The 23,084-nt window shown below is 72.0% G+C and carries 17 protein-coding genes; 8 read left to right on the top strand and 9 right to left on the bottom strand.

Annotated features, from left to right (window positions below):
* Nucleotides 1-30 precede the first annotated feature (30 nt).
* Nucleotides 31-1,557, top strand: coding sequence for a glycosyltransferase family 87 protein (locus tag ACQP2F_RS46270; RefSeq protein ID WP_433299470.1), 1,527 nt, complete (start codon nucleotides 31-33; stop codon nucleotides 1,555-1,557).
* An 85-nt stretch (nucleotides 1,558-1,642) separates the two neighbouring features.
* On the opposite strand, the gene ACQP2F_RS46265 is transcribed toward ACQP2F_RS46270, so the two are convergent.
* Nucleotides 1,643-4,360 (bottom strand): hypothetical protein, encoded by a 2,718-nt coding sequence (locus ACQP2F_RS46265; RefSeq protein WP_433299468.1) that lies wholly within the window; start codon nucleotides 4,358-4,360, stop codon nucleotides 1,643-1,645.
* A gap of 37 nt (nucleotides 4,361-4,397) precedes the next feature.
* Complete coding sequence (locus ACQP2F_RS46260) at nucleotides 4,398-5,174, bottom strand: deoxyribonuclease IV (RefSeq protein WP_433299466.1); 777 nt, start codon at nucleotides 5,172-5,174, stop codon at nucleotides 4,398-4,400.
* A 162-nt stretch (nucleotides 5,175-5,336) separates the two neighbouring features.
* Between ACQP2F_RS46260 and ACQP2F_RS46255 the strand changes: the two genes are divergently transcribed.
* The 5 genes from ACQP2F_RS46255 (at nucleotide 5,337) to rplI (ending at nucleotide 8,309) form a co-directional block, all read left to right on the top strand.
* Nucleotides 5,337-6,335: a hypothetical protein gene (locus tag ACQP2F_RS46255; RefSeq protein ID WP_433299464.1), complete on the top strand. Its 999-nt coding sequence runs from the start codon at nucleotides 5,337-5,339 to the stop codon at nucleotides 6,333-6,335.
* Between the two features lie 326 nt (nucleotides 6,336-6,661).
* The gene (rpsF, locus tag ACQP2F_RS46250) at nucleotides 6,662-6,952 is read left to right on the top strand and encodes a 30S ribosomal protein S6 (protein WP_014448192.1); all 291 of its coding nucleotides are present in this window, start codon (nucleotides 6,662-6,664) and stop codon (nucleotides 6,950-6,952) included.
* 65 nt (nucleotides 6,953-7,017) lie between these two features.
* Nucleotides 7,018-7,569: a single-stranded DNA-binding protein gene (locus ACQP2F_RS46245; protein ID WP_433299461.1), complete on the top strand. Its 552-nt coding sequence runs from the start codon at nucleotides 7,018-7,020 to the stop codon at nucleotides 7,567-7,569.
* A 36-nt stretch (nucleotides 7,570-7,605) separates the two neighbouring features.
* Entirely contained in the window at nucleotides 7,606-7,845 is a 240-nt protein-coding gene (rpsR, locus tag ACQP2F_RS46240; RefSeq protein ID WP_007073789.1) for a 30S ribosomal protein S18, read from the top strand.
* A gap of 14 nt (nucleotides 7,846-7,859) precedes the next feature.
* Nucleotides 7,860-8,309: a 50S ribosomal protein L9 gene (rplI, locus tag ACQP2F_RS46235; RefSeq protein WP_433299459.1), complete on the top strand. Its 450-nt coding sequence runs from the start codon at nucleotides 7,860-7,862 to the stop codon at nucleotides 8,307-8,309.
* A gap of 83 nt (nucleotides 8,310-8,392) precedes the next feature.
* On the opposite strand, the gene ACQP2F_RS46230 is transcribed toward rplI, so the two are convergent.
* Nucleotides 8,393-12,349: a hypothetical protein gene (locus ACQP2F_RS46230; RefSeq protein WP_433299457.1), complete on the bottom strand. Its 3,957-nt coding sequence runs from the start codon at nucleotides 12,347-12,349 to the stop codon at nucleotides 8,393-8,395.
* 378 nt (nucleotides 12,350-12,727) lie between these two features.
* Here ACQP2F_RS46230 and dnaB point away from each other — a divergent pair, with 378 nt between their 5' ends.
* Nucleotides 12,728-14,158, top strand: a complete 1,431-nt coding sequence (gene dnaB / locus ACQP2F_RS46225; protein ID WP_433299455.1) for a replicative DNA helicase — start codon at nucleotides 12,728-12,730, stop codon at nucleotides 14,156-14,158.
* A gap of 43 nt (nucleotides 14,159-14,201) precedes the next feature.
* Here dnaB and ACQP2F_RS46220 read toward each other — a convergent pair whose 3' ends face one another.
* From ACQP2F_RS46220 to ACQP2F_RS46210, 3 genes are read right to left on the bottom strand one after another with little or no spacing between them, the layout of a single operon-like run.
* Nucleotides 14,202-16,262 (bottom strand): toxin glutamine deamidase domain-containing protein, encoded by a 2,061-nt coding sequence (locus ACQP2F_RS46220; RefSeq protein ID WP_433299453.1) that lies wholly within the window; start codon nucleotides 16,260-16,262, stop codon nucleotides 14,202-14,204.
* Entirely contained in the window at nucleotides 16,246-16,464 is a 219-nt protein-coding gene (locus tag ACQP2F_RS46215) for a hypothetical protein (RefSeq protein ID WP_433299451.1), read from the bottom strand. Before ACQP2F_RS46215 ends, ACQP2F_RS46220 begins: the two co-directional genes overlap by 17 nt.
* The gene (locus tag ACQP2F_RS46210; RefSeq protein WP_433299449.1) at nucleotides 16,461-16,835 is read right to left on the bottom strand and encodes a YbaB/EbfC family nucleoid-associated protein; all 375 of its coding nucleotides are present in this window, start codon (nucleotides 16,833-16,835) and stop codon (nucleotides 16,461-16,463) included. The genes ACQP2F_RS46215 and ACQP2F_RS46210 overlap by 4 nt, the downstream gene beginning before the upstream one ends.
* 105 nt (nucleotides 16,836-16,940) lie before the next feature.
* Here ACQP2F_RS46210 and ACQP2F_RS46205 point away from each other — a divergent pair, with 105 nt between their 5' ends.
* Nucleotides 16,941-18,137: an SUKH-3 domain-containing protein gene (locus tag ACQP2F_RS46205; protein WP_433299447.1), complete on the top strand. Its 1,197-nt coding sequence runs from the start codon at nucleotides 16,941-16,943 to the stop codon at nucleotides 18,135-18,137.
* Between the two features lie 196 nt (nucleotides 18,138-18,333).
* On the opposite strand, the gene ACQP2F_RS46200 is transcribed toward ACQP2F_RS46205, so the two are convergent.
* From ACQP2F_RS46200 to ACQP2F_RS46190, 3 genes are all read right to left on the bottom strand, one after another.
* Nucleotides 18,334-18,753 (bottom strand): zf-TFIIB domain-containing protein, encoded by a 420-nt coding sequence (locus ACQP2F_RS46200; RefSeq protein ID WP_433299445.1) that lies wholly within the window; start codon nucleotides 18,751-18,753, stop codon nucleotides 18,334-18,336.
* A 23-nt stretch (nucleotides 18,754-18,776) separates the two neighbouring features.
* On the bottom strand, nucleotides 18,777-20,072 hold the full coding sequence (locus ACQP2F_RS46195; RefSeq protein WP_433299443.1) for a glycosyltransferase 87 family protein: 1,296 nt from the start codon (nucleotides 20,070-20,072) through the stop codon (nucleotides 18,777-18,779).
* Between the two features lie 400 nt (nucleotides 20,073-20,472).
* Complete coding sequence (locus ACQP2F_RS46190) at nucleotides 20,473-23,013, bottom strand: putative bifunctional diguanylate cyclase/phosphodiesterase (RefSeq protein WP_433299441.1); 2,541 nt, start codon at nucleotides 23,011-23,013, stop codon at nucleotides 20,473-20,475.
* Nucleotides 23,014-23,084: the final 71 nt, after the last annotated feature.

Genomic DNA, 23,084 nt, shown 5'->3' with positions numbered 1-23,084 from the left:
TTGGTGCCGGATGCGGCATGATGCGTTGTCATGAGCACGCATCCGTCCGAGGACGTCGATCGCCCCGCAGCACCGCCGACCGCTCAGGCGACCAGTGACGGTTTCGTGCGAGGTCTCTCCGAGGCGATCGGTGGGCCGCTGGGCAGTCACGCGGTGCGGCCGGAGGCGAGGCCGGGGCGGTTCTGGACCGCGGCGCGGATCATCCTTGCGCTGACCTGCATCACGCTCGCGTTCTCCTGGGTGCAGAAGTCGCCGTGCCAGACCGGTGACTGGCAGAAGAACATCCAGTACACCCGGTTCTGCTACACCGACGTGCTGGCGCTGTACTACGCCGAGGGACTCAACGAGGGTCAGGTCCCGTACAAGGACCATGCGGTGGAGTACCCGGTCGTCACCGGCTACTTCATGGGCGCGCTCGGGCTGCCGGTCCACGCGTACGGGGTCAAGCACCCGAACATCAACCAGGGCCAGTGGTTCTACAACACCAACGCCCTGGTGCTCTCGGCGCTGGCGGTCGTCACCGCGGCCGTGATCCTGGCGCTGCGACGACGACGGCCGTGGGACGCGGCGATCTTCGCGCTCTCCCCGATCATCTTCTTCACGGCCACCGTGAACTGGGACTTCCTGGCCATCGGGCTGGCCGCGATCGGCCTCTACCTGTGGGCCAAACGGCATCCACTCTGGGCCGGCATCTTCTTCGGCCTGGGCGCCGCGGCCAAGCTGTGGCCGTTGTTCATCCTCGGGCCGCTGCTGGTGCTGGCGGTGCGGTCGAAGACGATCGACAAGTGGTTCTGGGCCTTCCTCGGGACGGCCGGCTCATGGATCCTGGTCAACTTCCCGGTCTGGCTGCTCTACCACGACAGCTGGCTGCGCTTCTTCCAGCTCAACAGCGAGCGCCCGATCGACTGGGGCACGCTCTGGTACGTCGGCCGGTACCTCGACGGCAAGTGGCACAGCGGGGGCAGCGGTGATCAAGGGCCGTTCCAATGGCTCAGCAACCACGTGCCGACACTGAACATCATCACGTACGGTCTCTTCGGTCTCGCCTGTGTCGCCATCGCCGCGCTCGCGTTGGTCGCGCCGAAGCGCCCGCGCCTCTCCCAGCTCGCGTTCCTGGTGGTCGCGGCGTTCCTGCTGTTCAGCAAGGTCTGGTCTCAGCAGTACGTCCTCTGGCTGCTCCCGCTGATCGTGCTGGCGCGCCCGCGGTGGGGCGCGATCATCGCCTGGACCGTCGCCGAGTTCGGCTACTTCACCGCCTTCTACGCCGAGCTGCTCGGCGCCGGCGGCAAGCCGGTCATCCCGGAGGGCACGTTCGTGCTGGCCGCGACCTTGCGCATCATCACCGTGGCGGTGCTGTGCGGTTTCGTGATCCGCGAGATCTGGCGGCCGGAGCTCGACGTGGTGCGCCAGACCTACCAGGACGAGGACCCGGACGGCGGCTACCTGAACGCGCCGGACCAGCGCTTCGTCGACCGCCTGCGGCAGGCGTTCCGCATCGACAGGACGGCAGCGCCGGCATCCGAGTCGTCGTCATCGCCGGAGCCGGCCACAACGTAGCGGCCACGACGTAGCGGGGCTGGAGTAGCGGCCCGGAGCCGGGCACGAAGCCCGAGCCCGACGCGACCGTCACACGCGAAGCTCTTTACGGCGCCGGTTGCGCGACGAGATTCGGAACCTCGCGCTGCTGGCCCGGAGCGACCGGCTGGTTGGGGTCGGCCGGTAGGGTGCCGCCCGGCTGCACGCCGGTCCCCGGCTGGACGCCCGTGCCCGGCTGCACGCCGGTCCCCGGCTGGACGCCCGTGCCCGGCTGGACGCCCGTCCCGGGCTGCACGCCCGTCCCGGGCTGGACGCCCGTTCCCGGCTGGACGCCCGTCCCCGGCTGGGTGCCTGTGCCGGGTAGCGTGCCGGTCCCGGGGTCGATGCCCGTTCCCGGGAGGGTGCCGGGCTGGGTCGGCGTGACCGCGCCGGGCTGGGCCGGGTTCGCCGGCTGGGCGGGCTGCGACAGGCGGAACAGCACCGCGTCGTCCAGGTCTTCGCGGGAGATGCCCAGCGAGTCGACTGGGACGTCGCCCGCGCGTTCCCACGGGGTGCCGGTCACGTAGTCGCGCAGCAGCAGGACGGTGGTCACGCCCTGGGAGCGCAGGTACTCGATGCTCGTGCTGTCGGGGAAGCTCTCGACGGTGCGCCGCATGACGGCCTGGTGGACCGCGGCGAAGCCGCCCGAGCCGTTCGCGATCTGCTGGAAGCGGGTGGTCGACCAGAGCATCACCATCTGGTCGGTCGTGTCCCCGGTCGGCAGCACCAGCATCGGGCCGGTCACCGTCCGCATGGCGCTCGGCTGGGCCGGCACCACCGGGTGCGCGGTCGCGTTCCAGCCCTCGAGCAGCACCAGGACCAGCGGCACGAGCGTGGCCGACCGCAGCCACGGGCCGGGCCACGGCGGAATGCGGTGCTCGGCCCAGTGATCGGCGCGCCTCACGAACTCGGCGACCGCCCCGGCGGCCAGGATCGCCAGCAGCAGGGTCACCCAGAGCATCAGGCGGCCGGGAATGCGGGTTCCCAGCGAGGCGGGCAGGTGACCGAAGAGCGGAAGGTACGTCCATCGGCCGGCGAAGAAGCTGGCGCCCAGCGTCAGGATCGTGGTGACGGCCAGCCCGGCCAGCAGGAACAGCCGTTGCCACAGCGTCCAGATCGAGAAGGCCAGACCGGCCAGCGCCAGCGCGTAGAGCACGAAGCCCGGCAGCAGCGACATCTCGGCCGGCCACGGCAGCGACGAGCGCGGCACCTGGTGCGGCCCGCCCCACAGCCGAGACTCGGCCGGCCCGATCAGCAGGCTGCGCAGGGGCGGCGAGAAGAACTTGATCTCGGCGGTGGCGGTGGCGGCGGTCCCGGTCTTCCGGTACGGCAAGGCGATCACGGCGGCCGTGCCGGCCACGATCAGCGGGCCGATGATGTCCGTGGTCAGCAGGCGCCAGCCCAGCACCGGGCGCTCGGCCGGCCGCCGCCACCAGCGGATCGGCACCCGGATCAGCATCACCAGCAGGATCAGGCCGAGCACGCCGAGGAACGGCAGGCCGAGCGAGAAGCCGAGGCTGACCTGCCAGGCCGCGACGATCCAGCCGGCGGCGGCCCAGCCGGCATGGCGTTTGCCGCGCCGGAAGCCGCGCCGCATCGACCAGCCGTGCCCGCGCGCGATCATGGCGAGGGCGAGTGGGATGCCACCGGCCGAGATGATGTCGAGGTGGCCCTCCTGGGCGAGACGCCACGGCGCGTAGGCGAACGCGACGGCGGCCACGGCGGCGCCCGTGCGACCCGCGCCCAGTTGCCGGACCAGGGCGTAGGCGCCGATCAACAGCAGCGCGTGGGCGAGCACGAAGAGAATGTTGTAGCGCAGGACGGCGGCGAGGGGGCCGGTGCCGATCATGCCGGCCGGCGCATAACCGAGCAGGCTGTCGCCGTACGCGAAGCTGTTGGGTTGTGGGAAGTAAGCGTTGGATTGCCATAGCTTGACCGGATCGGTGAGCAGGATGTGGCCGCTCCAGGCGATCTGCCAGGCCTGGCGCGCGGGGTCGCCGAGATCTTGCGGGAGCGTGTGCAGCGGATATTGCAGGGTGGGCCAGGTCATCCCGACGGCAAGAGCGATGGCGATGTACGTGACCAGGGCGTACTCGTGGATCAGCGCCCGCCCGAGAGCGCGGGTCGCCCGCCGGATCCGCCCCGGGCCACGTTCCGGCGTGGTGGCGAAGGCGGTCCACGGGTCGGGCGGCGCGTCGGCGGGTCGCGAGCTGGGCAGCGGCTCCTTGATCTTCAAGGCAGGCGAAGTCGCTTGTGGAGCGATATCACCATCAACGGCGGAATCCGACACTTCGGGCGGGTGCGGGGCCGTTGGGGGAGTCGCCACCGCCGCTCCGACCATTGCCAGCTCCCGGGCCGGCGCCTTCTTCCCGATGCGGAAGAACCGCCGCCACCCGGTAGCGGGGGCGGCGGCCGGCTCGTCGGCCACGACCGGCTGAACCACCGTCGGCGGACTCGCCATCGCGGCGGCCCGCTGCGCCTCGGTGACCGGCGTCGCCGCCTGCCGAACGTCGGCGACCGGCAGCGTGACCGCGGGCTCAGCCTCCGTGACGGGCTTGGCCACTGTCTGCGCCTCCGTGACCGGCTTCGCCGCCGGCTGCACCTGGGCCGTCGGCTCAGCGCGGGGTGCGCGACCAGCTGACCCCGCGGCCGGCGTACCGGCCGAGCCCGGGACCTCGGCCGCCGCGTCCGGGCCGGGGCGCGCCGCCTCCGCCTCCGCACCCGGCGTGCGCGACGCCGAGGGCGAGGCGTCGGCCGCGGACTGCTTCGGCTGGTCGGTGGTCATGGTCCTCCCCAAGTACCGGCTGGCTCGGCCCGCCCCGTCAGCGGCCCGCGCGCTCCCGCAGGAGGGCGATGTCGGCGGTCTGACCCTCGACGCCGCCCGGCGTCTCGACGACGGCCGGCGCGCCGGCCGCCCGGATCGCGGCCACCACCAGTTCCGGGTCGATCTTGCCACTACCCAGGTTGTCGTGCCGGTCCTGGCCGGAGTCGAAGCCGCCCTTCGAGTCGTTCGCATGAATGAGGTCGATCCGGCCGGTGATCGCCTTCACCCGGTCGACGATGCCGGTCAGATCTTCGCCGCCCGCGAACGCGTGGCAGGTGTCCAGGCAGAACCCGGCACCGAAGCTGCCGACCGCGTCCCACAGCCGGGCCAGGTCGTCGAAGCGGCGGGCGCAGGCGTTGTCGCCGCCGGCCGTGTTCTCGATCAGGATCGGCAGCGGCAGGCCGCCGTCGGACTCCGCGTACTCGAAGGCCTTGCGCCAGTTCTCGAAGCCGGCCTCGAGATCGGCGTCCTTGCCGACGTGGCCGCCGTGCACGATCAGCCCTTTCGCCCCGAGCTCGGCCGCCGCCTTGGCATGCGCCATGAGCAGCTTGCGGCTGGGGATGCGGATGCGGTTGTTGGGCGACGCCACGTTCACGATGTAGGGCGCGTGGATGTAGATGTCCACCTCGGACTCCCGCAGGGCCGCGGCGTCCTCACGCGGTTTGGGCGATTTGTAACCCTGCGGGTCGGTCAGGAAGAACTGCACGGCGTCGGCCCCGCGTTCACGTGCCGCGTGCAGGGGGTCGGCGGGATCGACATGGGCTCCGATGCGCATGGGACGAGCCTACGACGCGGGTACGACGCTTTTGCCGCGCGTCACCGCGTCCGGCTGGGCGTCGTTAGCCCCAATCGAGGCCATTTACGCCGGTGACGACCGGCACGCCGGATGTATGCGGATGTGCGCCTCGCCGAACGACCACCGAACTGGGAGATGTGCATGTCGCGGCAGTTCCGATACCGGGTCACGGCGTTCGTGCTGGGCGGACTGATATTCGGGGCGCCGCTGCTGACGAACGGGACGGCCAGCGCCGAGCAGACCGACCTGCTCGACGAGGGCGGCCGGCAGGTGACCTTCGACGGCGGCGGCATGCTCGGCCTGTCCTGCCGCTCGCAGCCCGACATCGAGAGCATGGTCGTTCCGGCGGAGAGCACGATCCGCGTGGTCAACCGCACCGGTTACAGCGCCCGCCTGCTGCTCAGCGGCCAGAGCAAGGGGACGCTTCCGGACGATGCGGCGACCGAGGTCGTGTTCCGCCGGGGCACCACGTCGGTGCTGCTCAAGCCAAACTGCACGCTCGGGGACGACGACTCCTCGCCGGTCATGGTCACCGCCTCGCCGTCGGCCTCGGCCGCGATGCCGGACCCGATCCCGGTGCCCTCGGGCGGCGACTCGGCGGCCGCCACGCCGTCGGGCTCGGCGGCCGGTCCGTCTGGCTCCACGTCGGTCTCGACGCTGGCTGGCGCGGCGCCGGCGACGCATTCCTCCCGGCTGACGCCGGCGACGGGCCATGCGGGGGTGCGGGCTCCGGCGTCGACCTTGCGCACGTCGACGGTGAGCCAGGCGGCGGCGACCGCGGCGCAGGCCATGCCGCAGGGTGGCGGCGCCGCGAGGGTCAAGAGCAAAACCAGCGCCGGTACGCCGGGAAGCACCGTCCCGGCGTTCGCGGGCATGCCGCCCGGCGATCGCAAGGCGCTCATCCCCGGCGTACCTCCGCTGGATCTTGCGCAAGCCACCCCGGACGCCGCGCCGGCGGCAGCCACCCCGCCCCCGACGGAGATCGCCGCGGCCGAGCCGGTGGCCGCGATGACCCCGATGCGCCAGACCGCGCCGGTGGGCCTGCTGGGAGTGATCGCGGCAGTGTGCGTGATGGGTGTCGGCGCCGCCGCGATTCGGGCAATCGTGTCGCAGCGTGCAAATCGGGCTAAAGTGGCGTAAGATGGTTGTCAACAAGCTCCGCGGGGCGGCCGCGTCCAACCTCATCGGTGTGGTCGTTCCTCCCCAGGTCCCACCCAGCGAAAGCGGAACGGACGCCCCGCGGCTCCCGAAAGAAAGAGGATCCCGTCCGCCGATGGGGTCCTCTTTCTTCGTCTCCACAACCGGCCTCGGCCGGATTTGGGCAGGTCGACCCGCCTGGGTATGCTTGCTCGGTTCGCAGTGCGGAGGCCGTGGGCATACCGACCCACGGCTTTCGATGCGATCGACACAAGACCTCCTGCCACGGAGAGACCGTGGCCGCTCAGCCCACAGGAGGTGAGAACGTCTTGCGTCATTACGAACTCATGGTGATCCTCGATCCTTCGCTCGAGGAGCGCACCGTCGCCCCGTCGCTCGATCAGTACCTGAACGTGATCAGGACCGCGGGTGGCTCGGTGGAGAAGCTCGACGTCTGGGGCCGTCGCCGGCTCTCGTTCGAGATCAACAAGAAGGCCGAGGGCATCTACGCCGTCGTCGACCTTCAGGCGACCCCCGAGGCCGTCGCCGAGCTGGACCGTCAGCTGCGGCTCAACGAGTCCATCCTGCGTACCAAGGTCATTCGGCCCGAGACCCGCTGACCCTCGTTTTTGTCAGGGGGTGATGAGAGCCTCCTACGAACGAGAAAAGCGGCGAGGAGTAGATCATGGCAGGAGAAACCGTTATCACGGTCGTCGGTAACCTCACCGACGACCCCGAGCTGCGCTTCACCCCTTCGGGTGCGGCGGTTGCCAAGTTCCGCATCGCGTCCACGCCGCGCACTCTGGACCGGCAGTCGGGCGAGTGGAAAGACGGCGAGCCACTGTTCCTTGCGTGCAACATCTGGCGCGACGCCGCCGAGCACGTCGCCGAGTCGCTGCAGCGCGGCGCTCGGGTGATCGTGCAGGGCCGGCTGCGCCAGCGGTCTTACGAGACCCGCGAGGGAGAGAAGCGCACCGTCTACGAGCTCGAGGTCGACGAGATCGGCCCGTCGCTGCGGTACGCCACGGCGAAGGTGCAGCGGATGAGCCGCTCCGGCGGTGGCGGTGGCGGCGGCTTCGGCGCCTCCAACGGCGGTGGTGGCGGTAACCGGCAGTCCAGCGGTGGCGGCGGAGGCAACTTCGACGACCCGTGGGCTACGGCCGCTCCGGCTTCCGGCGGCTCCCGCTCCGGCGGTGGCGGCGGAAACTCCTCGTTCGACGACGAGCCTCCCTTCTAGCCCGGACGGGCTGCAACGAGTTCAGGAGTAAGAGCAATGGCTAAGGCTGCGGCACTGCGCAAGCCGAAGAAGAAGGTGAACCCGCTCGACAAGGACGGGATCACCTACATCGACTACAAGGACACCGCGCTGCTGCGCAAGTTCATCTCCGACCGGGGCAAGATCCGTGCCCGCCGCGTCACCGGGGTGACCTCCCAGCAGCAGCGGCAGATCGCCCGCGCGGTCAAGAACGCCCGCGAGATGGCGCTCCTGCCGTACACGGCGACGGCGCGCTGAGGGGGATCCGCGACATGAAGATCATCCTCACCCAGGAAGTGTCCGGTCTGGGCACGCCCGGCGACGTCGTCGAGGTCAAGAACGGCTACGGCCGCAACTACCTGCTCCCGCAGGGGTTCGCGATCCCGTGGACCAAGGGCGGCGAGAAGCAGGTTGCCGTGATCAAGCGGGCCCGCGAGGCTCGTGAGATCCGCGACCTGGGCCAGGCCAACGAGGTTAAGGGCCAGCTGGCCGGCCTCAAGGTCACGCTGTCGGCGCGTTCCGGCAACGGTGGCCGCCTGTTCGGCTCGATCACCCCGGCCGAGATCGTCGACGCGGTCAAGGCCGCCGGCGGTCCGTCGCTGGACCGGCGCCGCCTCGAGCTGCCGGGCCACATCAAGACCACGGGCGCGTACAACGTCCAGGTCAAGCTCCACCCCGAGGTGACCGCGACGTTCCCGGTGAACGTGGTGGCCGCCAAGTAAGTGCGTTTCTGACGCGTCGGACGGCGCGCTGGGCTTCGGCCTGGCGCGCCGTTTCGCGTTCCGGATATCTCCCGGCTCGGATGTCAGCTGAGGCTGTTGCCGGTGATGGCCGAACTGAGCACTGTGGCCAGTCCGCCGCCGACCACGGCCGCGGCCAGGCCGACGCTGATGGCCTTCCACGAGCTGCTGAACTTTCGCAGACCGAGGGCGACGATCACGCTGAGCACGAGTGAGATCAGGAACTGCGGGGCCGCCTTGGCCAGTGTGTCGAGCGCGTGGGACTGCGAGCCGGTGTTGACCACGAGCATGTACACGACAAAGAGGACAATGGGTACGCCGTACCAGATGACGGTGTAGCCGATCGCGGCGAGAGGGCCGCCGGTGTCCTGATCATCCTCCTCGTCGTCCGGATCGAGCAGGTCGCTCCTCCGGCTCGTCGGGAAACCGCCGGTGACCGGGCGGCGTTCGTAGGAACCGGTCGCGCTCTGCTGGAATCCGCCACCGGTGCGCTGGGGGCGCACCATCGGGTCGCGCTGCTCGCGGGGAACCGGCGAGATCAGCGACGTGGAGGTCATCGATAGGTTCGACGCTCGCGGGACCGATGCGGCCCCGCTGGGCCGAAAGGGCACGTAATCCGAGGTGCCAAATCGTCGGGACTCGCCCTCGGCGAGGTTGCTGCTGTCGGAGAGATCCCGGCGCCAGTCGTCGCCGCGGCCCTCGCGATAGGTCGCCGAGCCGTGCCCGTCACCCTCGGGACGCTCGGCAAACTCGAGCCGCCAGTCCCCGGTTGGCCGCGCGTCGGCGGGCGCGCCGGCGGTCCACGATGCGCTGGCGGAGGGGTTGCCGTTCCACGATCCGTTGGCGGATGGGCCGCCGGTCCAGGATCCGCTGGTGGGAGCATCCTCGGTCCAGGATGCGCCGGCGGAGGGGCCGCTGGACCAGGATGCGCCGGCGGGTGCGCCGCCGCCGGACCAGGGTGCCGCTCCGGTGCCGCGCGTTCCTCGACCCGGTCCGGCGTCGAGCTCGCGGCGCCAGCTATCGGTGCTCGGAGAAGGGTCGTAACCGCCCTCGGGCGCGGCGCGCCGCCGGCCGCCCGGCTCGCCGCCCTCCTCAGCGCGACGACGACCGCCGCCGCGATAGTCGGCCGCGCCGCCGTCGCCGTAGGGCGTGCCGCTGCGCGGAGCCGGGCCGTCGCCGTAGGGGCCGCCGGCGCGCGGACCTGGACCGTCGCCGTAGGGCGTGCCGTTGCGCGGAGCCGGGCCGTCGCCGTAGGGGTTGTCGCCGCGGGGATAGTCGCTCGGCTCGTCCGGGCGGGCCGGGCCGCTCGGGAGCGCGCGTCGCGCCGGCCTGTATGCGGGATCCGCCGCGCCACCGCCGTAGGTCTCCGATGCGCCGCCGTAGGTCTCTGCCGCGCCGCCGTAGGTCGTCTCGGCGGGGCCGCCGTAGTTGCCTGCGGGGCCGCCGTAGGTTCCGCCGCCGTAGGACGGGCCGCCGGGGCCGTAGGTCGGGCCGCTCGTCGGGGCCGCGCCGAACGCGGTCTCGTCGGCGCGGGCGCGGCCGCTGGGCAGCTCACGGCGCGGCGTGCCATATGGTGTGCCGCTGCGGGGCGCGCTCGGGTAGGAGTCGTCGGCGCCATACGGGGTCGCGCTGCGGGGCGAGGCGGGCATGCCGCTGCGCGGGGAGGCCGGCATGGCGCTGCGCGGGGAGGCCGGCATCGCGCTGCGCGGGGAGGCGGGCATGGCGCTCGGCGGGGAGGCGGGCATCGCGCTGCGCGGCGAGCTGGAGGGGGAGGCCGGCATCGCGCTGCGCGGAGAGGCGGGCATGGCGCTGCGCGGGGAGCTGGACGGGTCGCCGCGCCAGTCGTCGTCGGGGGCGGGGTGGGGCGGCTCGGGCTTCGCGGGGCCGGCGGGGAGCTCGCGACGCGCGCCCTGCGTGTGGTTCATCGCCTCGCGGCGGGCCGCCTCCTCGCGCCAAGCCTGCACGCGGGGGTCGTCTTCGGAACGGCTCCACTGGCCGGTGTCGGGGTCGCGCACCCAGCTGCTGGTGTCGGGCTCGGCCGCCCACGAGCCGGTGTGCTCACGCCAGTCGTCGTCGACCTCGTGGTAGCGGGCCTTGCCTCGCCCGGACGGGCGGGACGGGCCCTCGGGACGGGCACGACGGCCACCGCCGGGCGCGCTCCGAATACCGGTTTCACCGACGCCCCGGCCGTCCTCGGCGAAGCGATCGGGCTCGGGGCCGCGAGCCGGCTCGTTCTCGGCGCGGCTGCGCCGGCGGCCGACGCCGGGCTGTCCGGTGGGATAGGCCGGTGCGGCGCCCCGGCCGAAGCCGGTCGTCGGCGCCGATGCGGGAGGTTCCTCGACGCGGCTGAAGCTCGTGGTCGGCTGCTCACCGCCGCGGCCACGTCGCTCGCCACGCCCGAACCCGGGACCGCCCTGCTCGGCGCCGCGGCCGAAGCCGGTGGTGGGTGCGGCGGCCGGTGGCTCGGCGACGCGGCCGTAACCCGTGGTCGGTGACGCGGCGGGCGGCTCGGCGACGCGGCCGTAACCGGTGGTCGGCGCCGCGGCCGGCGGCTCGGCGCCCCGGCCGAAATTGGAAGCCGGCTGCGGGTCGGTGTAGCTCGTGCCCCGCCCGAAGCCGGACGCCGACGACGGGGTGTCGGGGTAGGCGGGCGCCGCGCCGCGGCCGAAACTGGTGGTGGGTGGCTCGGTGCCGTAGCCGGCACTCCGGCCGAAACCGCCGGTGGCGGGATCGGAGCCGCGCGGGATCTCGACCGCGGGGGGCTCGTCGGCGTAGCGACCGCGGCGCGGGGACGACGGCGGGTCGGCCGCGTGACCGCCGGACGGGCGGGTGTCGTAGCTCAGCGGCATCGCGGCCGAGGCGCTGCGGGCGATGCCCTCGTCGTGCCGCGAGCGGCGGGACGGGCTTTCGTCGTACGGGCTGGAAGGAAGCTCGCGGCGGCCCGCGGAGCCATCGTGGAGGCCGGAGCCGGCGTCGGGACTCGCCCATGAAGGCGTGGCGGGGTCGCTGAAGAGAGGGATGTTGCCCGTGTCGGTGTGACCGGCCCAATTGTCGGGGTCGGACTGGCTGCCCCAACCCGTACCGCCCTCGGGAGCGCGACGCCGGCCGACCGAGGGTGACGCACCACCCTGGTCCGAATTCTGCCGCCACGCCGCGCGATCGTCCTCGCGCACCAGGTGGCGCCCGTCGTCGCGGGAAGTCTGCCAGCTCGGCGTCTCGGCCGGATCCTCCATGCGCAGCCAGCTCGACATGGAGTCGGCGCCCTTGGTCGAGCTGCCCGCGGAACCGGGATCACTCCAGGTCGCGGTGCCGTCGATGGCGTCGCGCTGCCAGGACGGGCGCTCGGTCGCGCCCCACGCGGGCCGCTCCGAGCCCGAGTCGACCAGCTGCTGCCAGGACGATGAGCTCTCGGCCGGCGGGCGCTGCGACGGCTGCTGCCAGCTCGGGGCGGACTGCTGTTGCTGCTCCCAGGGTGCCGCGGGCGCGGTGAACTGCTGCCACGCGGGGCGCGGCTCCTCGGCCGGCGTGTCGGACGGGGACCAGGCCGTGCTCGAGATCGCCGGCTGGGAGGTGGGCGTCTCGACCGGCGGGTTGTACGAGTCGCTGCCGCCGGTCTGCCACGCCTCGGTGGTGGAGCGCCAGCCGTGCGAGCCGGTCGTCGAGCGCCACTCGGTGGTCTGCCGCCAGCGTGCGCCGGTGGCCCGCCACTCGGCCGTCTCGGACCGCCAGCCCACGCCGTCGGCCGGGAACGTCGGCCGGCCCGTCGAGGCCACCTCGGACCAGCGGCTGGCCGGCTCGACCGATTGGGAGTCGGACTCCGACTGCTGCGCCCACTGATCGGCGCGGCGCTGCCAGGCCAGGGCCTCGGGGCTGGGCTCCATGCTGCCGGTGTCGGTCAGCGACGCCCATTTCGGCTCAGCCTCGGTGAAATCGGTGCGCTCCGGACCATGAGTGGGATACGGCTGCGCCGCGCGACGGTCGCGCGGCATGCGGGCGCCGTAGTCCCATTCCCGTTGGTCCACCCAGAAAGCGTGACGTGCAAGCGACCGAACCGCAACGCCTCCGGGCGATGGCTTGCTCACGGGCGGCAGCTTTTTCTCCCTCCACAGCTGTTGACGACGTTGTTCCTGCTGGAGAAGGCACACCAGATTTCGTTCACAAGAGTTGTGCACAGGCTGTGCACAGGGCCGCCCACAGGCTGGGGCCAGATGTCCACAGGTTGTCCCGAGACTCGTCCACCGGCGCGCTTGGGCTGGTGGTGGGGCTGTTCGTAGAGTGGGGCCTCCTCACGCGTACGGGATCCGATATTTTTTTGGGATCTTGGCGGCGGGATCAGCCAAAAGTGTCGTACCCGGGCTGTTGGATCACGAGATAGACGTAGGCGAGCGGAGGGGGTCCGGGTGTCGATCACCGACGACGCACGGCCGGAGTCGCGGCCGCCAGCCCAGCAATCGGCCGGTGGGCCACCGCGCGGGGATGGTCCGGGCGGCGGTGGCGGCGGCTTCGATCGCAACCCCCCGCAGGACGTGGCGGCCGAGCAGGGCGTTCTCGGCGGCATGCTGCTCTCCAAGGACGCGATCGCCGACGTCGTCGAGATCCTCAAGCCGCACGACTTCTACCGCCCGGTGCACGCCACGATCTTCGACATCATTCTCGACCTGTACGGGCGGGGGGAGCCGGCCGATGCGCTGACGGTGGCCGCGGCCTTGGCCGACGCCGGGGACCTCCAGCGGATCGGCGGCGTGCCCTACCTGCACACGCTGATCGAGAGCGTGCCGACCGCGGCCAACGCCTCTTACTACGCGCGGATCGTCTCCGAGCGGGCGATCCTGCGGCGGCTGGTCGAGGCCGGCACCAAGATCGTGCAGCTCGGCTACGGCACCGGCGGCAACGGCGGACGCGACGTCGACGACATCGTCGACCTGGCGCAGCAGGCGATCTACGACGTCACCGAGAAACGGGTGAGCGAAGACTTCGCGGCCCTCGGCGACATGCTGCAGCCGACGCTCGACGAGATCGAGGCGGTCGGCGCCCAGGGCGGCGTGATGACCGGCGTGCCGACCGGCTTCTCCGACCTGGACCGCCTGCTCAACGGCCTGCACCCCGGTCAGCTGATCATCGTGGCCGGACGACCCGGTCTGGGCAAGTCCACGGTGAGTATGGACTTCGCCCGTAACGCGGCCATCCGCAGCAACTGCGCCAGCGCCATCTTCTCGCTGGAAATGAGCAAGATCGAGATGGTCATGCGTCTGCTCTCGGCCGAGGCGCGGGTGCCGCTGCACGTCCTGCGCTCGGGTCAGCTCACCGACGACGACTGGAGCAAGCTGGCCCGCCGCATGGGCGAGATCAGCGAGGCCCCGATCTTCGTCGACGACACCCCGAGCATGAACCTCATGGAGATCCGGGCCAAGGCGCGCCGGCTCAAACAGCGGCACAACCTCAAGCTCCTGGTCGTCGACTACCTCCAGCTGATGACCTCGCCGAAGCGCACCGAGAGCCGCCAGCAGGAGGTCGCCGACCTGTCCCGTGGCCTCAAGCTGCTGGCCAAGGAGATCGAGTGCCCGGTCATCGCGGTGTCGCAGCTGAACCGTGGTCCCGAGCAGCGAACCGACAAGCGGCCGCAGCTGTCCGACCTGCGTGAGTCGGGCTCGATCGAGCAGGACGCCGACGTGGTGATCCTGCTGCACCGTGACGACTACTACGACAAGGAGTCGCCGCGAGCGGGCGAGGCCGACTTCATCGTGGCCAAGCACCGAAACGGCCCGACCGACACCGTGACCGTGGCGGCGCAGCTGCACCTGTCCCGCTTCGTCGACATGGCGATCGTCTAGGCCTGGCGGCCGGAGGGCTCGGGCGGTGGGGGCCGGGCGCGGGTCAGGGTGCCGGCGCACGGGTCGTCCATTGGCCCGGGCCGTGGTACGGCAGCGGCGCCGGCCGTGCCTCGGCGTCGACCACCAGGGCGTCCATGGAGAGGACGTTGGCGTCGGCGGGGGCGCCGCGGTGGGCGTACAGCGGCACCTCCTCGCTGAGGCGGCCGATCTGCGGGTCCAGGAAGAGGATCGCGCCGCCGTGGTTGATCGTGGCCCACGCGTGGCAACCGCCGCGCTCGAGGTCGGTGAGCACGAAGGCGAACGCGCCGTGCCCCGAGTTGTGCAGGTGGTTCGCCAGGTTGAGCAGGGCGGCGTCGACCGCGGACCGAGCCGATGCGGGATCGGCGGCACCCTGGAACGGGCACAGGTTCTGGAACGTGGTTCCGGCTCTGGCCTCGATGCGCCGCGGACCATCCCACTCGCCGCCGGTCGGGCGGCTGGGCTCACCGTGGGCGTACCCGTCAAAGCTCCGCGGCGCCGCAACCCGCGGCCGACCGAGGAGATAGGTGTCGTAGAGCGCGAGGACGGCATCGGTGCAGTTCAGAGCCCGGGTCGGGTCCGCCGCCGGCCCGCCCGCGTTGATCAGCTGAAACCACTCCCCGGCGCGCGGATCGGCCAGGCGGGTCGCACGGCCGTCGCCATCTCGCGGCATCGCGTTCTCAAGAGCCTGCTGATGTACGGCTAGAGCAGCCCCCAGACCGCCATAGACCTCCGTGCCCATCCCAGCCGCGTGCGGCTTCGTGCCGGCGTGAGCGGCCTCTTCGCCCGGGGATGTGTCAGCGTGGTCGGCCGCGCGCGATGCTCCGGCGTGATCGGCCCCTGCGGCCGCCCAGGTCGCTCCCGCTTGATCGGCCCCGGCGGCGGCCCAGGTCGCTCCGGCTTGATCGGCCCCGGCGGCGGCCGAAGCCGCTCCGGCGTGATCGGCCGCGGCGTTCTCGAGGTCGGCAAGGATGGCGCGGAGGGTGCTGATGTGGCGACGTACTTCCTCGCCCCGCTCCGCCGAACCGCCGAGCGTTTCCTGTTCCGCGAGCCGGTCGAGGCCGGCAATCTTCGCGCGGATGTCTTGGCCCACCGAGTCCAAATAGGCGGAATAGTCGTCCCGACGGTCATCGGGTAAATATCCGAAATGCGATGTGGGCGCGGGTGGCGGATCGCTCACGATCGGGCCGGAAATCTCCATGAGCACCGTCGTTTCGCCACGCACCGACGGAATCGGCGGAATCGCGACGGTCTGCGTCCCTGGGTCATGTCGATCAGGAACATCCAAATCGGACGACAGAACTCGCCGTGTGCTTTCCGAGCTGCCGTACGACCTCCGCAAGATCCCGGACGCGCTGATGCCGGAAGACGTCTTGGCGGTCTTTTCCCTGCCGAGCGCGGGCCCGGGCGCGGCCACCTCATTCTCCGGCGGCGCGACAGGTGCGGCGGCCAACTCCACGTCCGCCGTCGTCGTCGGCGGGAACAACCTGCGAGTCGTCTCGTCAGCGACCCGAGCAGCGGCGGAAGTGCCTCCGGCCAGCCGAAGGGCGAGACCGGCGAAGATCTGTCGCAGCGCCAGGCGGGTAACGGCGATCAACACCTCGACGGCCGGGGCGATCAGTGGCGTACTCACCGAAAGCCCTAGCAAATCGCGCAAGAAGCGACCAATCTCGGTCCAGGCTTCCAGCTTCGCGGCCTCCAGCTCGCGCGCGCACTCGGCCACCGCCGCGCCGAGCTCCGACGCGACCGGCGCCAGGGCGTTGAGCGGCGCCGACGGATCGCCCGCCAGCTGCCGCCAGGCCTCCGCGAACTGCGGCGACGCGATCGGCGCCGCGGCGGCGAAGGCCTCGTCCCGCGGACCCGTCAGCGCCTCCGCCACGGCAAACCACTGATCCGCCACCGCCCAGGTCGCGACCTCATCCCCCGACGGCCACGAGAAGGCTCCGGCCGCCGCCGGCCTGGCCGCCGCCTCCGCGGACGATTCCGACAAATCGATGACCCGGGAGAGCGGCCGCACCGCCCACGCCGGCACGTCGAACGGGCAGAACTCCCGCGGACCCGGAATCGGGCTAGGCCAGACCGTCACGGCCGAGGCTCTCCATGTACTGCGCGAGCTGCTCCCACGCCGCCAGGACCTGCGCCTCCACCGGCCGATAGCGGCGCTCGAATGCCCGGCCGGCCTCGTCATCACCCCACGGCCGGGCCGCCGACGCCGCCGCGATCGACGCGCCGGCACCCTCGCGCAGCGCGGCGAGCGAGCGGGCCGCGCCCGGCCAGGAAGCGTTCACAACAGCGAGCCGAGGTCGTTGTCCCGCAGGAAGCGCAGCGTCGCCGAGTCGGCCGGAAGATAGCCGGCCAGCAGCTGCTCGACCTGCCCCGCCGTCTGCGACGCCGCCTCCTGCGCGGTGGCCACGATCGTGCGGGCGAGCAGCTCCGGATCACGGCACGCGTCCGGGTCGAGGCTCAGCTCGACGAGCCGGCCGCGCGGGTCGACCGTCGCCCGCACCCCGCCGTCGGCCGACGCGGCGCTGACCCGCAGGGCCGCCAGGCGTTCCTGCAGAACGTCCAGATCGGACCGCAGTTGGGCGTACTGCCCGTAAACCTCGCTCAACCGATCGCGCAGTGCCTGGTTGGCGTCGCGATCCGCCGTCTCTGACACGGTTCCAGCTCCCTGTTCGCCGCCATCGAACCTCGTGACAATACCGAGCTTCGCCACGTTGCGTGTTCCGGTAACTTCATTCCGCACAAGGAGAGGAAATTCACGATGATCAGTCGGGCGGAGGCCGAGGAGATCGCCTCCCGCTGGGCGCGCGGCGAGACCGAGCAGCGGGGGTACGCGTGTGAGCCCGCGCTCGCGGAGTTCGACCTCGGCTGGATCATCTGGACGCGGCCGGAGCCCTCGGTCCTGCCGCTCCCCGGCGACGGCGCCCGCACGGTCATCGATCGACAGACGGGCGCACTGTCCACCTGGCCTGCGATTCCGTCCGAGGAGATCGCCGCGCAGTACCGGCTGCGAGGCCCGCGTGCATCATCGACGGTCGATCCCGCGGTGGCGCTGCGGCGTGCCGCGAAGCGCCGGCCGACCCCGACCACGGCCGCCGAGCTGATCGTCGACGGCCAGATCTTCCGCGCCCAGGGTGCCAAGGGCGACCAAACCCTCAACCATCACCCGCTCGTACGCGAAGCCCTGTCCACCATCCCGCCGAGCGCCCGAGTCCGAGGCGTCGACCGTCACGCCGAGCTGATAGCCGCCTCCGACGCGCTGCATGCACTAGGGCGTCCGGGTTCGGCGTTGACCGCTTTCCTGGTACGCGAACCGGCCGACCCCCAGGCGGGCCAGGTGTGCCGCCCATGCGAGTCATGTGTGGCGGTCCTGGTGAGGCTGGGCGTGTTCCCACCCGAGGAGCTGGCGCACACCACGGAGTGGCGATACGGGTCGAGCCGCGTCCAGGGCCGCTTCCCGCCCGAGGTCTCCCACGCCCTGGCCGGCGGCGGTTGGCTGGGAGTCGAGCTCCCGACCGCAGTCGCCCCGGCAGAAGAGGGCACGTCGGCCGGCGCCGGGTCGGTGGGCAGCCCGACGATCGCCGAGGCCGAGCGGCTCAGCGGGTTGACCGCGTTCCCGGCCGCGCGGCGGGCGCTCGCCGAGTTCGGCGGGGTGCGGTGCGGACGCCGCGGCCCCGGCCGTCGCCGGGCGATCCGCCTGTTGACTTTCGACCCGCTCCCGGGCGCGCGCCAGGCCGCGACCCTGGCCGAGTTCGCCGACGTGATCGGCGCGCCCGTCTTCCCCCTGGGCACCGAAGGCGGCGACGCCCTGCTCGTCCTCGACGACCGGGGCCGCGTATTCGTCCTCGACCAGGCCGGCGAGTGGTTCGTGGGCGCGACCGTGGACGAGGCCGTGACGGGCCTGCTGACCGGGGACGGCCCGGCCGACCGCCTGCACGACGACGGTTCGTGGGGCTGAATCCCGACTCCGCACAGCGTCCCGCCCGCCGGCGCCACTGCGGGCGACGATCACGCGCCCGCATCGACACCGACCGCGGCGCTGCGGAAGGACGATCCGGTGCGGAAGGACGATCCGCTGCGGCTACGGCTACCGGCTGGCCGTGTTGCCGGGCGAGGCCGCCGACAAAGTTGCGCCGGCCTCGCCTCACGCGCGGTCAGTCGAAGAGGTCGTGCAGGAAGCTCTTGTGCCGCTTGCGGTGGTAATGCCCGTGATAGCCCTGCGCCCGGTAATGGCCGTGCGCCCGGTAGTGGCCGTGGTGGCCATACATCGGAGCGGCCGCCGGGTAACCGTGTGCGGCCGGCGCCCCGTAGGCCGGGGGCGGGGGCGCCGCGTAACCGCCGTGCGGGGGCGGGGGCGGCGGCGGGGCGTATGCGCCCGGCGGCGGCGCCTGGGGCGCGGCGGCGGGGCGGGGCGGGGCCTGCCGACTGTTGTAGCTTGCCTCGGCCTCGAAGAGTTTTTCCAGCTCACCGCGGTCGAGGAAGATGCCGCGGCACTCGGTGCACTGATCGACCGTGACGCCGCTGCGCTCGTAGACTCGCATCTCGCCGTGACACTTCGGACAGGTCATCTGCATCTCACCGACGGTACAAGGCGATGTCACTCCGACCGGCCTCGTCCGGCTGTGTGCTTGCTGAATGTTCGCCGGGAAACGTCGGACACCGGGGCCAACGCCGGGGCCCAGGCCAGCAGTGCGACCGGGTAGAGCAGGTAGCCGAAGCGGCTCGTCGGCAGCAGCAGGATCGCGGCGAGCAGCCCCCACGCGCAGATCAGCGCGGCCGTCGTCGCCGTCCGTGGCGGCCGCCGGATCAGCCACACCCCGATGGTGGCCGCGACCGCCACCAGCAGCCCGGCCGCCAGGAACCGCCCACCGGGCAGGTGCTGCGCGATCAGGTAGCCCGGGAACGGCGACTGCGCCGGGCTCTTGACCAGCCCGTGCCCGAGCGGGAAGCGCAGCACGTTCTCGACGAAGCCGCCCGAGTCGACCAGGAACGGCGGCACCAGCACGAGCACCGGCAGCCCGATCGCTCCCGGCAGGAATACTTTCCATCGGCCCCGGGCGACGGCCAGCACCGCGAGCACCACCACCACCGGAATGGCGAACAGCTTGCCGGCCGCGGCCGCGCCCACCGCGACGCCGGCCCAGCCGAAACGGTCCCGGGCGGCCAGAGCCAGCGCGAGCAGACAGAGAGCCAGCACGGGCAGGTCGTCACCGCCGGTAGCGATCGTCAAGGCAGCGACCGGGAAGACCGCGACGGCCTGGATCGCGCGCACCACCAGCGACGACGGGCCGGCTGCCAGGCGTACCGCCGCAATGAGCGCAACCACCGTCACCACCGCGAACCAAACTCGCGAGTCCGTCCACCAGTGAGCGCCGAAGGCAGCTCGCGGAAGTCCGAAAACCGCCATCCCGGGCTGATAGGGGCTGTAGGCCATCAGCCGCTCGTCGAGGGGTAGCGCCGCGATCGCGTCGCGTGCCAGATAGGGCGTGCCGTCGTGCAGCAGACGCTCGCCCATCCGCTCGACGACCAGCACTTCCTCCTGCGCGCGGTCGGTCCGCCCACCCGCGCGCTGCACCGCTTCGACGATCAACGGCACCAGACCCGCGGCCATCCCGACGGTCCAGGCGAGCGCGGCCCTCGCGCTATCGCCGATCAAGTTCCCCGAGCGCCCGTACGCGGTGAAGCGCCCCGCCATCTGCAGGAGCACCGCCGCCGCGCCGACCGCATAGGCCCACGCCGCGATCGCACCCCAGGCTCGATGCGGCAGGAGCGTCGAGGTGAGCGCCGTGATCAGCGCAAAGCCCGCGGCCAGCGCGTAGAGCACGAGATCGGCGGTGAGCCCGCTGCCCGCCCGATCAACACGCTCAAGCCCCCGAACGGCGCGACCAGTCACGCGCGCCAGTGTCGCAGAGCCCGCAACCGGCTCGCGCGAGCCGGATCACCCCAGCGTCGGCGCAGTGGTCACGATGGGTCGGATCGGCCTTGGCGGGGTGGGCCGCTCGGCTGGCGTCGGCGAGGTGGGCCCGCTGGCCTGGATCGATGTCAGCTGGGTTGGGCGGCGTTCGCTGGGTGGGCCGACTGGGCTGCTGGGCCGCCCGGGCTGGGCAGGTCCGGGAGCCGCATGGGCCCCCTCGGCTGGGTGGGTCCGTGAGCTGGGTGGGTCCGCTCGGCTTGGCGTGTCCCCTGAGCCGGGGTGAATCGGCTCGGCTTGGTGGTCGGCCCGTGAGGCCGGATCGGCCGCTGATGGCCGGCTCAGGCCGGTGGATGTGGCGTGCGAGCCGGTGGCGGGCGGCTCAGGCCGGTGGGTGCGGCGTGCCGGAGCCGGTGCGGCCCTGGCCGGTGGCGGGGCGGCGGCGCGGCAGGCGGACGACCGAGCCGGCGTCGTGCAACGCCGCGGCCAGGGCGCCGGGGCGGCCGCCGGAACCGCGCTGCAACGTGCCCAGCATGCGCGCCGAGGACATCGGGCGGGCGAACAGGTGGCCCTGGCCCGCCACGCAGCCCAGCTCCCACAGGGCGTGCCGCTGCGGTTCGCTCTCGACGCCCTCGGCGACCACGGTCAGGTGCAGGCTGCGGGCCAGGTCGACGGTCGAGCGGATCACGGCGGCGGCCTCCGAGGAGGTCTCGACGGCGGTCACGAACTCGCGGTCGATCTTCAGCTGGCTGATCGGGATGTGCGACAGCACCGAGAGCGGCGAGACGCCCGTGCCGAAGTCGTCCAGCGCCAGGCCGACGCCGGCCTCGCGCAGCTCGGTCAGCGCGCGCCCGACCGTGTCGAGCTGGCTGATCGTCAGCGTCTCGGCCAACTCGAGCACCAGGCGGTCGGCGGGCACGGTGTGCCGCTCGAGGCGGGACAGCACCGAGGCCGGGAAGCGCGGGTCGAGCAGGCTGCGCGGCGACACGTTCACGGCGACCGGCACGTCGAAGCCGGCCTCGCGCCACGCTCCCCAGGCGGCCAGCGCCTGGTCGAGCACCGCGTCGGCGAACGCGGGGAGCTGGCCCGAGCGCTCGACGGTCTCCAGGAACTGCATGGGCGTGAGGTAGCCGTGCTCGGGGTGCTGCCAGCGGGCCAGGGCCTCGGCCGAGATCAGCTCGCCGGTGCCGAGGTCGACGATGGGCTGGAAGTCGACCACGAACTCCCGCTCGGCCACGGCGCGCTGCAGCTCGCCGCCGAGCATCAGGCGGCCGACGTCGGCCGTGTCCTGCGAGTGGGCGTACGTCGCGGTGGTCTGCCCGGTCCGTTTCGCCTGGTACATCGCCACGTCGGCGCGACGCATGAGCTCGTTGATGCCGCCGCTGCCGGGGGCCAGCGCGATGCCGCCCGCGGCCTCGACCGTGATCTGCATGCCCTCGACCTCGAGCGTGGCCTCGAGCGCGCCCAGCATCTGCTCGGCCCGGTGCGTGGCCAGCGCCGGGGTGGCCAGGTCGACCAGCAGGACCGCGAACTCGTCACCGCCGAGCCGGGCGACCAGGTCGCCGGGGGCCGCCGCGTCGTCGAGCCGGCGGGCCACCTCGCGCAGCACTGCGTCACCGGCCGCGTGCCCGAGCGTGTCGTTGACCTCCTTGAAGTGGTTGAGGTCGATCAGCAGCAGCGCGACGACACCGTCGTCGGCGCGGCCGGTGAAATGCACGTCGGCCCGCTCGTACAGCTCGCGGCGGTTGGCCAGCCCGGTCAGCGGGTCGTGCGCCGCCTCGTACGCGTTCTGCTCGTTCAGCCGCTGCAGCTCCGCGTAGGCCGCCGCGTTGCGGATGGCCGTGCAGAGAGCGGAGGCGAACGTCTTGAGCTTGTAGCGCTCGAACTCGGTGAGCCGGATCTTCCCGTGGAAGTCGAGCACCAGCGCGCCGGCCCGGTAACTGCGGTCCCGGGTCTCGAGGTCGGTGGTGATTGCCGAGTCACCACCGAACTTCCGAGGCCCGGGACCGTCGTAGGTGACGCCCTCTGCCCGGGCGCGCACCACACGATCCACACCGCTGGCGGCCAGGTCGATCTCGACCTCGTCGGCGGAGAAAAGCCGGGCGCCCTGCTCGGCGGCCAGGTAGAGAACCCGGTTGAGGTCGACCGAGCTGAGCTCGTCGGTGGTGTCGGCCAGCCGCCGCCAGGACTCGCGCTCCTCGGCCGTGCGCAGCCGGCGCGAGTGCCACAGGTGCAGGCAGGCCACCACCAGCGGGACGAAGCCCAGCCAGAGCAGGCTGGCGCCGCTGACCAGCACCGCCACGACGTAGACGATCGTGATCAGCTTGGCCGCGTTGTCGACCAGGTCGGAGACGAGGTCGCGGAAGAAGACCCGCCGGATCGTCGAGTGCGATGCGATCGCGATGACCGGCAGGAAGAGGATCTGGTCGACGACGTTGAGCGCCAGGTAGGCCAGCGCGACCGCGCCCACGTTGACGTGCGGGTTCTGCAGGTCGGGCTGGGCGCCGGAGAGGATCAGCACCGCGCCCGCCGCGCTGCCGCTCAGGACCAGCTTGCCGGCCGCGAAGAGGGTCTTCTGTGGAGCGACCCGGGCGAAGACCTTGGCCACCGCGATGCCGGCGGTCGCGCTCAGCAGGACCCAGGGCATCGGCGCGAGGACGAGCCCGACGATCAGCGGGATCTCGCTCCAGTTGGTGGCGTTCTGGCTGGACTGCACGCGAACGTAGATCTTGACGCGATCACCGATCGCCGTGATCAGGAAGATCAGGAACAGGACCGCCGGATGCGGCGCGGCCAGGTGTGCGTGGAACGCGTACCAGCCGTCCAGGGCGGCGGCGGCGAAGGCGAGAACGACGACGAGACCGACGAGCAGCCGGAGCCGCCTATCGGTCACGTCGTCGTTGGAGCTTCGCTTTGCTGGCACGGGATCTTCCTGTCGCCGAGCTCAACGGGATGTGTTCCCGGGCTCAAGCGTATGCAACGGACGCCGGGCGG

The sequence above is a fragment of the Actinoplanes sp. CA-030573 genome, assembly GCF_050951115.1.
Classification (GTDB): Bacteria; Actinomycetota; Actinomycetes; order Mycobacteriales; family Micromonosporaceae; genus Actinoplanes.
This window is presented reverse-complemented; position numbering and strand designations above follow the sequence as displayed.

What these genes read in the sequence shown, in the direction of transcription:
- ACQP2F_RS46265 (WP_433299468.1), bottom strand. Translation starts at nt 4,360, where the DNA reads ATGACCACCGACCAGCCGAAGCAGTCCGCGGCCGACGCCTCGCCCTCG.
- ACQP2F_RS46270 (WP_433299470.1), top strand. Translation starts at nt 31, where the DNA reads ATGAGCACGCATCCGTCCGAGGACGTCGATCGCCCCGCAGCACCGCCG.
- ACQP2F_RS46205 (WP_433299447.1), top strand. Translation starts at nt 16,941, where the DNA reads ATGATCAGTCGGGCGGAGGCCGAGGAGATCGCCTCCCGCTGGGCGCGC.
- ACQP2F_RS46255 (WP_433299464.1), top strand. Translation starts at nt 5,337, where the DNA reads ATGTCGCGGCAGTTCCGATACCGGGTCACGGCGTTCGTGCTGGGCGGA.
- rplI (WP_433299459.1), top strand. Translation starts at nt 7,860, where the DNA reads ATGAAGATCATCCTCACCCAGGAAGTGTCCGGTCTGGGCACGCCCGGC.
- ACQP2F_RS46200 (WP_433299445.1), bottom strand. Translation starts at nt 18,753, where the DNA reads ATGCAGATGACCTGTCCGAAGTGTCACGGCGAGATGCGAGTCTACGAG.
- rpsR (WP_007073789.1), top strand. Translation starts at nt 7,606, where the DNA reads ATGGCTAAGGCTGCGGCACTGCGCAAGCCGAAGAAGAAGGTGAACCCG.
- ACQP2F_RS46245 (WP_433299461.1), top strand. Translation starts at nt 7,018, where the DNA reads ATGGCAGGAGAAACCGTTATCACGGTCGTCGGTAACCTCACCGACGAC.
- ACQP2F_RS46260 (WP_433299466.1), bottom strand. Translation starts at nt 5,174, where the DNA reads ATGCGCATCGGAGCCCATGTCGATCCCGCCGACCCCCTGCACGCGGCA.